A 15,089-nucleotide genomic window follows, 5' to 3' on the forward strand; every position below is an offset into this window, starting at 1 on the left:
CCAACTTTAAGTTCCTTTATACAATCCCATTCAATATATCTTTAATATGATTGGTGTTTTGCATCTCGTTAAAAATCTCGTCAAAGTTATCACTTTTCATTAACTCCTTAAAATGAGTAAGGTTGTTTATATATTCCTCTAAGGTTTCAACAACATTAGCCTTATTCTGTTTAAAAATTGGCGTCCACATTTCTGGCGAACTTTTAGCCAAACGTACCGTAGATGCAAATCCACTTCCCGCCATATCAAAAATATCGCGTTCATTACGTTCCTTATCAATAACCGTTTTACCCAGCATAAACGAACTTATGTGCGATAAATGGGATACATAAGCAATGTGCTTATCATGGTCTTTAGGGTTCATATAACGAATGCGCATACCAATATCTGTAAACAACTTTAATGCTTTTTCTTGAAGTTTAAATGTTGTTTTTTCAACTTCGCAAACAATATTTGTTTTCCCTATAAACAAACCTTCAATAGCCGCTGTAGGTCCAGAATGTTCTGTTCCTGCAATAGGATGCATGGCTAAAAAATTACGACGTTTTGGGTGATTTTCAACAACCTTACAAATCGCTTCCTTAGTAGAACCTGCATCAACAACCAAGCCTGTATCAGATATTTTATCTAAAATAATAGGCAGTAACTTTACCGTAGCATCAACTGGAATAGACACGATAACCAAATCGGCATTTCCTAGATCATCTAAAGTTGCTTTTTTATCAATTAAATTTAACTCCAACGCTTTTTCTAGCGTAGCATCTTTTCTGCTAATTCCATGAATAATCACATCCGGATTATGCTTCTTGATATCAATAGCAAGACTTCCTCCTATTAAACCAACTCCAATGACGTATATATTTTTCATACTACTTAACACGTGCTATAGCTTCTTGTAAAACTTCTGTTGATGCGCATAATGAAAACCTAATATACCCCTCGCCCTTGGTTCCAAAAATGGTGCCTGGGGTTATAAAAATATGGTTCTCCTTCAATACCAAATCGATAAATTCTTCGGCCTTTAAATACGCTGGTAATTTTGCCCAAACAAAAAGTCCTGTTGCTTCTTTATCATACGTACAATTTAGTGCATCAGCTAATTGCCAAACTAAATTTCTACGTTCTTGGTATACATTATTTAAAGTTGCAAACCACATGCTTGAACATTTTAAAGCTTCTATAGCGCCCTTTTGTATGCCATAAAACATACCAGAATCCATATTACTTTTTACCTTTAAAATATTGCTAATATGCTCGCTAGATCCTAAAACCATTCCTACACGCCATCCGGCCATATTAAAGGTTTTACTTAAAGAATTTAGCTCTAAACATACATCTTTAGCACCTTCAATACTTAAAATACTTTTAGGCTCATCGTTTAAAATAAAACTATAAGGATTGTCATTAACTATTAAAATATTATGGCGCTTGCCAAATGCTACCAACTCTTCAAAAACATGCTTAGTAGGTTTTGCACCTGTTGGCATATGCGGATAATTAACCCACATTAACTTAACCTTACTTAAATCTTGACTTTCTAGAGCTTTAAAATCTGGCATCCAGTTATTAGCTTCATCTAATTCATAAAGCACCCCTTTTGCACCAACTAATTTTGTAACCGATTGGTATGTTGGGTATCCAGGATTGGGAATTAACACCTCATCACCTTCATTTAAGTAGGCCATAGAAATATGCATAATACCCTCCTTACTTCCCATTAAAGGTAAAACCTCTGTACTTGGACTAATATTTACCGAAAACTGAGTTTTATAAAAACGCGATATAGCATCTCTAAGTTCTGGCAATCCTTGATAACTCTGATATTTATGAGCTATTGGATTTTCAAAACTTGCAGAAATAGCAGATAACACCTTTTTTGGCGGTTGTAAATCTGGACTCCCAATACCTAGGTTTATAACAGGTTTTCCGTTTGCTATAAGCAAGTTTACTTCTCTTAATTTTTTCGAAAAGTAGTATTCTTCAACCGTTTGTAACCTTTTCGCTGGTTCAATCATATCTTGGCATTTTTATATTCTCCTAATACTTTAAAATCGTCGCCCATAATATCAATTACAGATTTTGCTTTTTTAAAATCTAAATAATTTTCAAAAGTTACATCTACAAAAAATGCATACTTCCATGGCGTTTCAACAATTGGTAAGGATTGAATTTTTGTTAAATTCAACTTACAATCGCTCATTACATTTAAAATAGTAGCGAGACTTCCTCGTTTATGGTTTGCTTCAAACTTAACCGAAGCTTTATTTATTTCACTTTCTAATACTTCAGAATTCTTGCGCTTTACAATTACAAAACGAGTTTCGTTATGTTTAATCGTTTGTATGCTATGTGCTAAAATATCCAACTCAAAAACCTCAGCTGCTTTAACACTCGCAATAGCTCCAATTCCTGCTATATTTTTTTCTTGTATGCGTTGTGCCACCTCGGCAGTATCCTTATCTTCAACCAATTTGACATGCGGATATTGCTTAAAAAACTCTTTACATTGCAACAAGGCCATGGGGTGCGAATACACTTCCTTAATATCTGCAATATTTTGATGCGGCAAGGCCATTAAATTATGCTGTATGTCTAAATAATGCTCGCCAACAATATGTAAACCATACTTATCAATTAATGCATAATTAGGTATTATTGAACCTGCAATAGAATTCTCTAAAGCCATAATAGCAGCATCACATTCTTTAGTTATTAAAGCATCTACAACTCTATCAAAAGTCATGCACTCTATAACATCTACAGGCTTACTAAAAAACTCCTGCGACACAATGTGATGAAAAGACCCTATTACACCTTGTATGGCTACTTTGTTTATCAAAACTTAATTTTTAATTCTATTTAATTAAAATTGGTATGCAATGCATTAAAGGTTAAACAAAAAAAAGTCTCGATTTTCATCGAGACTCATATTTTAACTTATAATAATAAATTACACATACAACGTCTCGTTTCTCTTGCTAAAAAAGAAATAAAAATAGTTGCTAAAATATGTATAACCTGTTGTCATTGTCCTAATTGAGGGGCTAAAGTAATTAATATTTTAAGAAATCAAAATACATTAAAACCTTTTTTTATATTTTCTGAAAAGTTTTAAAGATTTTATAGTAAATATCGCTTTACGTTATATAATCATTTATTTTTGAACAAATTAATTTAATTATGTCTATTGAAGTAGAAAGTGTAACAAAAATTTACGGCAAACAAAAAGCTTTAAACAACATTTCTTTTAAAGTAGATAAACCCGAAATTGTTGGTTTTTTAGGTCCTAATGGTGCTGGTAAATCCACCATGATGAAGATTTTAACAACTTACCTTAATGCTAACGAAGGAATGGTTAAGGTAAATGGCTATGACATTTTAAATAATACCAAAGCGGTACAGCAAAGTGTTGGCTATCTTCCAGAACATAACCCATTATATTTAGAACAATATATAAAAGAGTACCTTAGTTTCAATGCTAACATTTATGGTGTAAGCAAAACACGTATTAATAAAGTTATTGAATTAACGGGGTTAACGCCCGAAGCTCACAAAAAAATTGGTCAGCTTTCTAAAGGCTATCGCCAACGCGTGGGTTTAGCCAATGCCTTACTACACGATCCGGAAGTTTTAATTTTAGATGAACCCACTACGGGATTAGATCCAAACCAATTAGTAGATATTAGAAACCTTATTAAATCGATAGGAGAAACTAAAACCGTATTTCTTTCTACACATATTATGCAAGAGGTTGAAGCCATGTGCGATCGTGTTATTATTATTAACAAAGGAGAAATAGTAGCCGATAAAAAATTAAAAGATTTAAGGGACGAAAAAGAGCAAGTTGTTATTGTGGAGTTTGACTACCGTGTAGAAGATGCTTTTCTATTAAAACTACCAAAGGTTGAAAAAGCAATAAACACTTATGGTTTTGTTTACGAAATCACTTTTAAAACAGCGGAAGATATGCGTTCGCATGTTTTTGATTTTGCGCATGATAATCAACTAAAAATCCTTCAACTTAATCAAAAAAACACAAGTTTAGAAACGCTATTTCGGGAATTAACTAACACCTAAAACTTGTTAATTCAGAAATAAGTAATATATTTCTTCTTTGCTTTTAAAACTGGTTAACCAGTTTATGATAATTATCATCTTTAAATAGCTAAGCAAGTTTTATTTTTGTCTCAAGACTAAATAATAAACAAAATGATTTTAAATACTAAAGACTCACAAGGAGTACTTCTAGTATTTTTTCATCTATAAACAAATACAATGAGCAAAGGAATTTATGTAGCAACTATCGAACCTAATAGCGGTAAATCGGTTGTTGTACTTGGATTAATGCGTATGCTACTAGGAAAAACAGCCAAGGTAGGATATTTTAGACCAATTATTGAAGACACAAAAGCCGGAGAAATGGACAATCATATAAATACTGTGATTTCCTATTTTGAAATTGACATTAATTATAAAAAAACCTTTGCTTACACTAGGAGTCAGGTTTTAGATTTATACAATAAAGGTAAATCTGGCGATGTTATTGACGAAATAATTAGAAAATATAAATACCTTGAAGAGCGCTTTGATTTTGTTTTGGTTGAAGGCACCGATTTTTCACATGAAAATTCGAGTTTAGAATTAGATATTAATCTTCTTATTTCAAAAAACTTAGGGTTACCATCCATTATTGTTTCGCAAGGTGATGGGAAATCATTATCGGAAATTGTAGATAATGTACAGTTGGCTCATGACACCTTTAAGGAAGAGGTCGAGGTGCTTTCTATAATGACTAACAAAATTAATCCAGATGATGTTATTGCTTTAAAATCGCTTTTAAAAGCGAGAATAAATAGCGGAACAAATATATCGGTTATCCCAAAAATTAAAAGTTTAGCAAGTCCTACTATTAAGGAAATAACAAAAAAACTTGAAGGCACGATTCTGTTTGGTGAGGACATGATAAATAATCAATCTGAAAACTTTAGTGTTGGCGCCATGCAACTACGTAATTACTTAACGCATTTAAAGGAAAATGCTTTAGTGATTACACCAGGTGATCGAGCAGATATTATTTTGGGTGCCCTACAAGCTAATATTTCGAAAAATTATCCGAAAATATCGGGAATCATATTAACTGGTGGATTAATTCCCGAAGAACCTATTTTAAAACTAATTGAAGGACTATCTAGTGTTGTCCCTATAATTAGCGTTAAAAAAGGAACGTTTCATGTTACCAATACTATTGGAAAAATACGTTCTAGGATTTATGCTGAAAACATTGAAAAAATTGAAACCTCTATTGCGACTTTTGAAAAACATGTTGCTACTGAAAAACTTTCGGAAGACCTAGTAACTTTTGAATCTGGAATTTTCACCCCAAGAATGTTTCAATACAATTTACTACAACGTGCATTAAAGGATAAAAAACATATTGTTTTACCAGAAGGTTACGACGAACGTATTTTACGTGCAGCAGCCCGATTAGTTGATGCTCGCGTGGTAGATTTAACCTTAATTGGAGAGGAAGACAAAATACGAGAACGCATAATTCGTTATGATATCCCATTAAAAATAGAAGACATTAACATTGTTTTTCCTCAAAACTCACCCCACTTTAAAGATTACGTAAATACGTTTTATGAACTTAGAAAACATAAAAATGTAAATTTAGATATGGCTAGAGATGCTATGTCCGATGTGTCGTATTTTGCCACTATGATGATTTATAAAGGACATGCAGATGGTATGGTTTCGGGAGCTATTCATACTACAGCACACACCTTGCGCCCAGCATTACAATTTATAAAAACCAAACCCGGTGTAAATATTGTTTCTTCCGTATTCTTTATGTGCTTAGAAGACCGTGTTTCTATCTTTGGAGATTGCGCTATCAACCCTAACCCTAATGCAGAACAACTAGCTGAAATAGCCATTTCATCTGCCAAAACAGCTAAAGATTTTGGAGTAGAACCAAAGGTGGCCATGTTATCGTATTCATCTGGTGCTTCTGGCAAAGGTGAAGATGTTGAGCGCGTTAGAAAAGCGACAGAAATAGCAAAGACTAAAGCGCCAGACTTAAAAATTGAAGGCCCTATTCAATATGACGCTGCAGTAGATATGCGTATTGGAAAAAGTAAATTACCAGACTCTGAAGTTGCAGGACAAGCAAGTGTTTTAGTTTTCCCAGATTTAAACACTGGTAACAACACCTACAAAGCCGTACAAAGAGAAACTGGAGCCCTAGCCATTGGGCCAATGCTACAAGGTTTAAACAAACCTGTAAACGATTTAAGTAGAGGCTGTACTGCAGACGATATTTATAGTACCGTAATCATAACCGCCATTCAAGCTCAAGATTTTTAATATATGCAAGTATTAGTTTTAAATTCAGGAAGTTCTTCGTTAAAATTTCAACTATTTCTAATGCCAGAAAAAACTATTTTGTGCTCTGGTTTAATTGAACGTATTGGTATGGAGGACGCCATTTTTAAATTCAAAACCGATAAAGATACCATTGAGGTGCTGCAACCCATACCAAATCATAAAGTTGGGCTAGAGTTATTGTCAAAACAATTATTAAACGCAGATACCGGAATTATTAAATCTTCGGATGATATTGACATTGTTGGGCATCGTGTTGTTCAAGGCGGGGCGCGATTTGACAAAACAACAGAGATAACAAACCACACCAAAGAAAACATTAAAGACCTTTTTAGTTTAGCACCATTGCACAATCCTGCTAACTTTGAAGGCATTGAAGTAGCCGAAACGGTTTTTCCTAATGCAAAACAAGTAGCTGTTTTCGATACTGCTTTTCATCAAACTATTCCAGAACACGCATATAGATACGCCATTCCTAACGAGTTTTTTACTAAACACAAAATTCGTTTATACGGTTTTCATGGTACGAGTCATAAATTTGTTTCAGAAAAAGCTATTGAATATTTAGGGAAGGAGCAATCAAAAATTATTACTATTCATTTAGGAAATGGCTGTAGCACCACCGCTGTAAAAGACGGAAAAAGCATAGATCATTCTATGGGACTAACACCGTTAAATGGGTTAATCATGGGAACACGAAGCGGTGATATAGACCCTTCAATGATTTTTCATTTAGCAAAAAAATTAAATTACAGCATTGATGACATTAATACCATTCTTCAAAAAGAAAGTGGTATGCTAGGTTTAACAGGCTACAGTGATTTAAGAGACATTCAAGCAGAAGCTGAAAAAGGCAATAAAGCCTGCCAATTAGGATTGCAAATGAATGCATACCGTATTAAAAAGTATATTGGTAGTTATGCGGCCATTCTAAATGGTTTAGATGCCATTGTGTTTACAGCTGGAATTGGTGAAAATTCACCAGAAATGAGAAAACGCGTTTGCGAAAACATGGATTATTTAGGTATTACGTTGGATACTGAAAAGAATCAAGTAAGATCTAACAAACTAACCGTTATAAGTACTAAAGATTCAAAAGTTAAAGTGTTGGTTATCCCAACAAATGAAGAGTTAGAAATAGCGAAACAGTCGGTGGCTTTATTCGAAAACTAAACGCCCTCTATAAACTTCTTCCACATTAACAATTGGAGGTGTATTTACCAAAATAACATCTCCAATACCTGATATTTTACCCGTAATTTCTTGTTGTGGGTTCACTATCATATCATTTGAACCTCTATTAGTCACCACCACTTTTTGGGCCACTAAATTGCGCCCCTCAAAACGAGATGTTCCGGAAGCAAAGGTTACACTCAAATTATCGGTTTCTCCTGTAATATATGCTACAGAAAGGTTATTAAATATAACATTAAAAGCATCACTATCTATTTGCAGCCTAAAATCTCCAATATTAAAAGTTCCGGGAGCTCCATAATCTTCAGATAAAATATTTATAACTGGAAAAGTTAAAACACCATCAGAACTAATATCATATTGCGTAGAGCTTCTAATTTCAGAAATATTTGGTGACGTAACATACACTTTAGTTATTCCGTAATCTCTAACATAATTGCAGGTATTATTATCGGTTAAAATTAATTGTCCATCAACAACTTCTGCAATAACATCATTAATTAAATTTTTTCCCGTTTCAATAATAACACTTTGGGTAGCACCTTCTTTAATAACCAGCTCAACATCGCGGTTTACAAGAACTTTTGTAAAACTTGCAACGGTAATCTCTTGCTGTATTATATCTCCCGTTTTTTGAAAACAATCTCCAGCATCTTCACTATCGCAAGCGATAATTACACTCAAAATTAATATGTAAAATAACTTTCTCATAAGCGCACACCTATTCCAAATTCGACACCTTCAGCTTTGGCACCATGAGATTTTAACGACATAACACCAAACCATTTTTTTGTAAAATAACGTTTTAAGCCTAGTCTAGTATAAACTCGCCCTTCAAAATCGAAAGGGTAATACACATAATAACCCAACTGTGTTATAAGTGATGTTTTATTTATAAACAATTCATGACCAGCAAAAACTCCAACACGTTTATGGTCCTCGTTACCCGTTAATCCATCTTCTGGAAAAGCAACACTTCTATAGTAAATAAACTCTTTTAAAAAGTTAGAAAAAAACACATCGGCTCCTAATTGCAACGCACTCGACTTATTAATACGTTTATCAGCGTAAGCAGACACCACATACATGGCGTATTGTCCACTTCCAAAAATATCGCTCTCATTAATTCCAGATCTAAACACTAAATTGTATTTAAAAGGCTCGGAATAAGCTTGATCTTCTTTTTTATCAAGCGTATGTTGATATTCTAAATCCTTATCCCCCAAACTATAAGTTAAACCCACATTAAACGTTATAGAATTTGTACCATTATTAGGCGACTTTACATTAGCATTGGAGTAATGAATTAATGAAAACCCTGTTTGTACACCAAATCTATCAAAAACGCGCTCCTTTTTATAGTTTAACATCACATAGGTGCTACTACCAAATTTAGACCCGAATGCTACGTTTTTAAAATTGGTTTCCCTATCGTACGAATTGGTGTTATGCGCCATACCTTGTCCAATACGAAACATTACATTCCGGTTAAAAAAGTAAAAATTATAATGGGCATAAAGCGAATAATTATTCCCTAAAACAGGATTCTTCATGTCCTGATAAACAAAAGACACACCATAATCTGGATAATTAAAACGCTGTTCCCAATCTTGAAAACCGTACGTTTTTTTATTCCAACTTAAAATAACACCATCGGGATGCCCAGTAATTAAATGAAGAATTTCGTTGTTGTGCAATGCAATATTTCCTCTAAAATAATTCACATCCATATAAGATGTGTTAGTTTTATCTTGAGCAAAACCTACAACACTAAAAAAACTTAAAACACAACAAAGAAATAATTTCATATAGGGAAATAAACTGCTAACGCATGGCAACAACTAAAATAACGCTTCGGCAATAGCTTTTACATTATCACTTTTACCCATGGAATAGTAATGTAACACAGGAACACCAGCTGCACGGAGCTCTTTAGACTGTTGAATTGCAAACTCAACTCCCACTTGTCTTACCGCTTGATTATCTTTACAACCTTCAACTGCATCAATTAAATCTTGAGGCAAATCAATTTTAAAAACCTGTGGTAAAATTTGTAAATGGCGCTTAACAGCAATAGGTTTTATACCCGGAATAATAGGCACATTAATTCCCATTTCTCTTGCCTTATCAACAAACTCAAAGTATTTATTATTATCAAAAAACATTTGTGTAACCACATAATCTGCTCCCGCATCAACCTTTGCCTTTAATCGTCTTAAGTCTGTAACTAACGATGGTGCTTCCATGTGCTTTTCAGGATAACCTGCAACACCAATACAAAAATCAGAATTATGCTCAACAACAACATCATCATGCAAATATTGCCCCTTGTTTAAAGTTGCAATTTGCGCTACCAACTCACTAGCATAGGCGTTTCCGCCTTTAACAGGCTTAAAATAAGGTTCATCTTTCATAGAATCTCCTCGAAGTGCCATAACATTATCTAAACCTAAATAATGGCAATCAACCAAAACATATTCGGTTTCCTCTTTAGTAAAACCACCACACAATAAATGCGGAATAGCATCCACTTTATACTTATGCATAATAGATGCACAAATGCCTACCGTTCCTGGTCGCATACGTGTAATACGCTTATCTAAAAGCCCATTTCCTTTGTCAATATACACATACTCTTCTCTAGACGTTGTTACATCAATAAACGGCGGCTTAAACTCCATTAACGGATCTATATTGTTATATAAATCCTGAATGTTTTTTCCTTTTTTTGGCGGTATCACTTCAAAAGAAAACAAAGTTTTACCGTTAGCGTTTTTTATATGGTCTGTTACTTTCATTCCTATTTCCTGCGAAAGCAGAAATCTATTTAATGTTAATATTCTATTTTCTTAGCCACGAATTTACAAACGAATTCTTAAAGCTACTTTTTTATTTTTTGGCGTTACCACAAGGGTCGGGCTTTCCCTTACAAGTCCTCGCACCTCCTACGTCGGGCTGTGGGCTTTCTAGTTCAATCCCTAACGTGGGCTAACCTAGCATTTTTGTTACCTCATCAAAGCTTTCTTTGTACTCCCAATAAATCCATCTACCATCGGTGTAATCCGTTAGAATATAGGTTTCGCTAACCGATTTTATTCTGGACACAGCTACAAGTTTCTTCGAAAATGTATCCGAATTCACATGTTGTAAAACTTCTTTATTCTTATTGTCATACCCATGAGATATAACATAGCTTCCTAAAGTTAATGTTATAAATTTCATAGTTATTCCTCTGCTAATGTTGGGTGCAACCACTTTCTTGCTTTCTCTTTTGTTATTCCTTTTCTTGTAGAATAATCTGTTACTTGATCGTCCGTAATTTTACCTAAACCAAAATACTTAGCCTCCGGATTACCAAAGTAATACCCCGAAACCGCTGCTGCTGGCCACATGGCCAAACTTTCAGTTAATTTAACACCTATTAATTTTTCAACTTCAAGTAATTCCCAAATGGTTTCCTTTTCCAAATGATCAGGACATGCAGGATAGCCTGGCGCTGGACGAATACCTTTATAACTTTCTTTAATTAAATCGTTATTCGTTAAATCTTCATCTGCAGCATAGCCCCAATGTTTGGTTCTAACTTGTTTATGTAAATATTCAGCAAAGGCTTCAGCAAATCTATCTGCAATAGCTTGAACCATTATGGCGTTATAATCATCTTCTTTTGCCTTATAACTTTCAGCTAATTCTTGTGCTCCAAAAATACCAACACAAAATGCGCCCATAAAATCGGTTTTACCTGTTTCTTTTGGCGCAATAAAATCTGCTAAAGCATGATTAGGAATCCCTTCACGCTTTTTTAATTGCTGGCGCAAAGTCCTAAAAATAAATGGCTCTTGGCCTTTTTTAGTTACCGAGATATCATCTTCATTTATAGAATTTGCTTCAAACAAACCAAAAACAGCTTTAGGTTTTAACGATTGTTTTGCAATAATCTCTTTAATTAATTCTTGAGCCTCCTTATACATAATGGTAGCTTGTTCGCCTACCACCTCATCGGTTAAAATATCTGGGAATTTTCCATGTAAATCCCAACTTCTAAAAAACGGACTCCAATCAATAAAAGGTTCTAATTCTTTTAGGCTTAATTGCTTTAAAATCTGAACACCTAATTCCTTAGGCTTTATGATTTCAGAGGTTTCCCAATCAATTTTATATTTTCTTTTTCTAGCCTCTTCAATACTTATGTATGATTTTTCCTTGCCTCGTTTTAGAAACTTAGTTCTAAACTCATCATAATCCGCTTTCATTTTAGCGACATAAGCATGCGATGTTTTCTTGTTAAGCAAATCGCCAACAACGGTTACCGCTCTTGAAGCATCATTTACATGCACTACCGCGTTATTATATTGCGTATCTATTTTTACTGCTGTATGCGCTTTTGAAGTTGTTGCCCCACCAATAAGTAAGGGTAATTCAAAATTTTGACGTTGCATTTCTTTAGCTAAATACACCATTTCATCTAACGATGGCGTAATTAAACCAGATAAACCAATAGCATCAACTCGTTCACTAATAGCCATTTCAATAATTTTTTCAGGTGGTACCATGACCCCTAAATCAACTATTTCGTAATTATTACATGCTAAAACGACACTCACAATATTTTTACCAATATCATGTACATCACCTTTAACAGTTGCCATTAATATTTTACCAACAGGCTCTTGTTTTTCGGTTTTTGCAGCCTCAATAAACGGATTTAAATACCCTACAGCTTTTTTCATGACACGAGCAGATTTTACAACCTGTGGTAGAAACATTTTCCCGGCTCCAAACAAATCGCCAACCACATTCATACCAATCATTAAATGCCCTTCAATAACTTCAATAGGACTTGCCGCTTCTTGTCTAGCTTGCTCAATATCTTCAATAATAAAAGCATCAATACCTTTAACTAAAGCATGTGTAATTCGTTCTTGTAAAGGATTTTCTCGCCATGATAAATCTGCACCAGCTTCCTTTTTCGATCCTTTAACGGTTTCAGCAAAATCAAGTAAACGCTCTGTAGCATCATCTCTTCTATCTAAAATTACATCTTCAATATGTTCTAACAAATCTTTTGGAATATCATCATAAACCTCTAATAACGCAGGATTTACAATACCCATATTCATTCCAGCCTGAATTGCATAGTATAAAAACACTGAATGCATGGCTTCGCGAACACCATTATTTCCTCTAAATGAAAAAGACACGTTACTTACACCACCACTTACAGAAACATTTTCTAGATTTTGACGCACCCAACGTGTAGCTTCAATAAAATCGATTGCATTTCTACGGTGCTCATCCATTCCCGTAGCAACAGGAAAAATATTTAAATCGAATATGATATCTTCCGATGGGAAACCAACTTTATTTACCAAAATATCATAAGAACGTTGTGCAATTTCTATACGTCTATCATAATTATCGGCTTGCCCAACTTCATCAAAGGCCATAACTATTACCGCCGCTCCGTAACGTTTAATTTGTTTGGCTTCCCAAATAAATTTTTCTTCGCCTTCTTTTAAAGAAATTGAATTTACCACACATTTACCTTGTACTACTTTTAGGCCTGCTTCGATAATTTCCCATTTGGAACTATCAATCATAATAGGCACGCGGCAAATATCTGGTTCGGCAGCAATTAAATTTAAAAAACGAATCATGGATTCTTTTCCATCAATTAATCCGTCGTCAAAATTAATATCAATTATCTGTGCACCACCATCTACTTGATGACGTGCAATATCCAAAGCTTCATCAAATTTTTCTTCTTTAATTAACCGAAGAAACTTTCTAGAACCGGCAACATTAGTACGCTCACCTACATTTATAAAATTGCTGTTTTCGTTTAAAACCAAAGGTTCTAAACCTGACAATTTCATGTATTTTGTTTGTTTTATTTTCATTTCTTATCTCTCTTAGAACTACAAGGTTTTTTCGATAATTACAACCGAATTGCTTTGTACGCTAAACATTTATCAACGACACTTTCAACTGACGGACTATATTGGCTGCATCAGGATAGGGAATATTTTTATTGAAAACTTCATATAATTTATCAATTACTCTTTCAGTTCCCTCTGCTTTTATCATTCGTTTTCCTAATTCTATTAATTCTTCTCGTGTCCTTTTTGGTAATGCTTCAAAACTAAAAACCCCGAAGGTCTTATATATCTTTCTATTATTTAAAATGCTCTACTACTGGAAATGGTTCGTAAAATTGATGTAATAAACTTTTCCATTCTTGATATTCATTTGACTTACGAAATCCTATTTCATGATCTTCAAGTGTTTCCCAATTCACTAATAAAATGTACTTATCGTCTTGCTCGATACATTTTTTCAATTGATGTGAGATATAGCCTTTCATTGAAGCAATTATCTTTTCTGCCTTTTGAAAATTAACTTCAAATTCAACCGAAAGTCCTTGCTTTATATTTAATGTGGCTACCTCTAAAATCATCACTTTATTTTAAATGCTTCCTACTTCTTCAGGAATGACAAATTCACGTGGTTTATACTTTGCAGCAATATTAGCTATAACACCAATATGCTCTGGTGATGTACCACAACAGCCACCTATAATATTAATTAAATTCTTTTTCAAATACTCTTCAATTTGCTCTCCCATTTCTTCGGGAGTTTCATCGTACTCCCCAAAAGCATTTGGTAATCCTGCATTGGGATGCGCAGAAACAGCAAAATCTGTTTTATTTGCAATGGCTTCTAAATGGGGTTGTAATAAATTTGCTCCTAAAGCACAGTTAAAACCAACTGATAATAACGGAATATGAGATACCGAAATTAAAAAAGCTTCGGCAGTTTGTCCAGACAAGGTTCGTCCTGAAGCATCGGTAATAGTCCCACTTAACATTGTTGGGATGTCTATACCGCGTTCGTCCTTAACTTCTTCAATAGCAAATAATGCGGCTTTTGCGTTAAGGGTATCGAAAACAGTTTCTACCAATAACAAATCTACACCTCCATCTACTAATGCTTCTATTTGTTGCTTGTATGCAATTCTTAACTCATCGAAAGTTACCGCTCTATAACCTGGATCATTTACATCTGGCGACATACTTGCTGTACGGTTAGTAGGCCCTATTGAACCTGCAACAAAACGTGGTTTATGAGGTTCTTTAGCCGTAAACTCATCGGCAACTTCTCGAGCTATTTTAGCCGATTGAAAATTTAATTCGTACACTAAATCTTCCATTTGGTAATCTGCCATAGCAATAGTAGTTCCAGAAAAAGTGTTGGTTTCTACAATATCTGCCCCCACCTCAAAATATTTCCCATGAATGGTTTTTATAGCTTCGGGCTGTGTAATAGACAACAAATCGTTATTACCTTGTAATGGCGTTGGGTAATCTTTAAAACGCTCGCCTCTAAAATCTTCTTCAGTGAATTTATACGCTTGTAGCATAGTACCCATGGCGCCATCTAAAACTAAAATTCGTTCTTTTAATGCTTGTTGTATATTCGACATTTGATATTTATTATCTGCATGTCATCAA

13 protein-coding genes are annotated in these 15,089 nt (G+C 34.2%); 3 read left to right on the forward strand and 10 right to left on the reverse strand.

Going from position 1 to position 15,089, the window contains the following annotated elements; genetic code table 11:
* Positions 1–16: 16 nt before the first annotated feature.
* The 3 genes from ABJM36_RS13655 to ABJM36_RS13665 are packed head-to-tail and all read right to left on the reverse strand — an operon-like array spanning position 17 to position 2,839.
* Positions 17–868 (reverse strand): prephenate dehydrogenase, encoded by an 852-nt coding sequence (locus ABJM36_RS13655; protein WP_348452056.1) that lies wholly within the window; start codon positions 866–868, stop codon positions 17–19.
* A gap of 1 nt (position 869) precedes the next feature.
* Entirely contained in the window at positions 870–2,015 is a 1,146-nt protein-coding gene (locus tag ABJM36_RS13660) for an aminotransferase class I/II-fold pyridoxal phosphate-dependent enzyme (protein ID WP_348452057.1), read from the reverse strand.
* Positions 2,012–2,839, reverse strand: a complete 828-nt coding sequence (locus ABJM36_RS13665) for a prephenate dehydratase (RefSeq protein WP_348452058.1) — start codon at positions 2,837–2,839, stop codon at positions 2,012–2,014. The genes ABJM36_RS13660 and ABJM36_RS13665 overlap by 4 nt, the downstream gene beginning before the upstream one ends.
* Positions 2,840–3,180: 341 nt before the next feature.
* Between ABJM36_RS13665 and gldA the strand changes: the two genes are divergently transcribed.
* The 3 genes from gldA (at position 3,181) to ABJM36_RS13680 (ending at position 7,557) form a co-directional block, all read left to right on the forward strand.
* Positions 3,181–4,077, forward strand: a complete 897-nt coding sequence (gldA, locus tag ABJM36_RS13670; protein ID WP_348452059.1) for a gliding motility-associated ABC transporter ATP-binding subunit GldA — start codon at positions 3,181–3,183, stop codon at positions 4,075–4,077.
* A gap of 198 nt (positions 4,078–4,275) precedes the next feature.
* Positions 4,276–6,366, forward strand: coding sequence for a phosphate acetyltransferase (gene pta / locus ABJM36_RS13675; protein ID WP_348452060.1), 2,091 nt, complete (start codon positions 4,276–4,278; stop codon positions 6,364–6,366).
* A gap of 3 nt (positions 6,367–6,369) precedes the next feature.
* Positions 6,370–7,557, forward strand: a complete 1,188-nt coding sequence (locus tag ABJM36_RS13680; protein ID WP_348452061.1) for an acetate kinase — start codon at positions 6,370–6,372, stop codon at positions 7,555–7,557.
* On the opposite strand, the gene ABJM36_RS13685 is transcribed toward ABJM36_RS13680, so the two are convergent.
* The 7 genes from ABJM36_RS13685 to ABJM36_RS13715 form a co-directional block, all read right to left on the reverse strand.
* Positions 7,543–8,262 (reverse strand): head GIN domain-containing protein, encoded by a 720-nt coding sequence (locus tag ABJM36_RS13685; protein WP_348452062.1) that lies wholly within the window; start codon positions 8,260–8,262, stop codon positions 7,543–7,545. The genes ABJM36_RS13680 and ABJM36_RS13685 overlap by 15 nt on opposite strands.
* Before the next feature lie 23 nt (positions 8,263–8,285).
* Complete coding sequence (locus ABJM36_RS13690) at positions 8,286–9,386, reverse strand: acyloxyacyl hydrolase (protein ID WP_348452063.1); 1,101 nt, start codon at positions 9,384–9,386, stop codon at positions 8,286–8,288.
* A 33-nt stretch (positions 9,387–9,419) separates the two neighbouring features.
* On the reverse strand, positions 9,420–10,376 hold the full coding sequence (gene metF, locus ABJM36_RS13695; protein WP_348452064.1) for a methylenetetrahydrofolate reductase [NAD(P)H]: 957 nt from the start codon (positions 10,374–10,376) through the stop codon (positions 9,420–9,422).
* A 190-nt stretch (positions 10,377–10,566) separates the two neighbouring features.
* Complete coding sequence (locus tag ABJM36_RS13700) at positions 10,567–10,800, reverse strand: hypothetical protein (protein WP_348452065.1); 234 nt, start codon at positions 10,798–10,800, stop codon at positions 10,567–10,569.
* Between the two features lie 2 nt (positions 10,801–10,802).
* A complete protein-coding gene (metH, locus tag ABJM36_RS13705; protein WP_348452066.1) occupies positions 10,803–13,478 on the reverse strand; it encodes a methionine synthase in 2,676 nt (891 codons plus the stop codon).
* Between the two features lie 275 nt (positions 13,479–13,753).
* Positions 13,754–14,035, reverse strand: a complete 282-nt coding sequence (locus ABJM36_RS13710) for an antibiotic biosynthesis monooxygenase (protein WP_348452067.1) — start codon at positions 14,033–14,035, stop codon at positions 13,754–13,756.
* 9 nt (positions 14,036–14,044) lie between these two features.
* On the reverse strand, positions 14,045–15,061 hold the full coding sequence (locus tag ABJM36_RS13715) for a homocysteine S-methyltransferase family protein (protein ID WP_348452068.1): 1,017 nt from the start codon (positions 15,059–15,061) through the stop codon (positions 14,045–14,047).
* Positions 15,062–15,089: the final 28 nt, after the last annotated feature.

The organism is Algibacter sp., from assembly GCF_039977455.1.
Taxonomy (GTDB): domain Bacteria; phylum Bacteroidota; class Bacteroidia; order Flavobacteriales; family Flavobacteriaceae; genus Algibacter_B.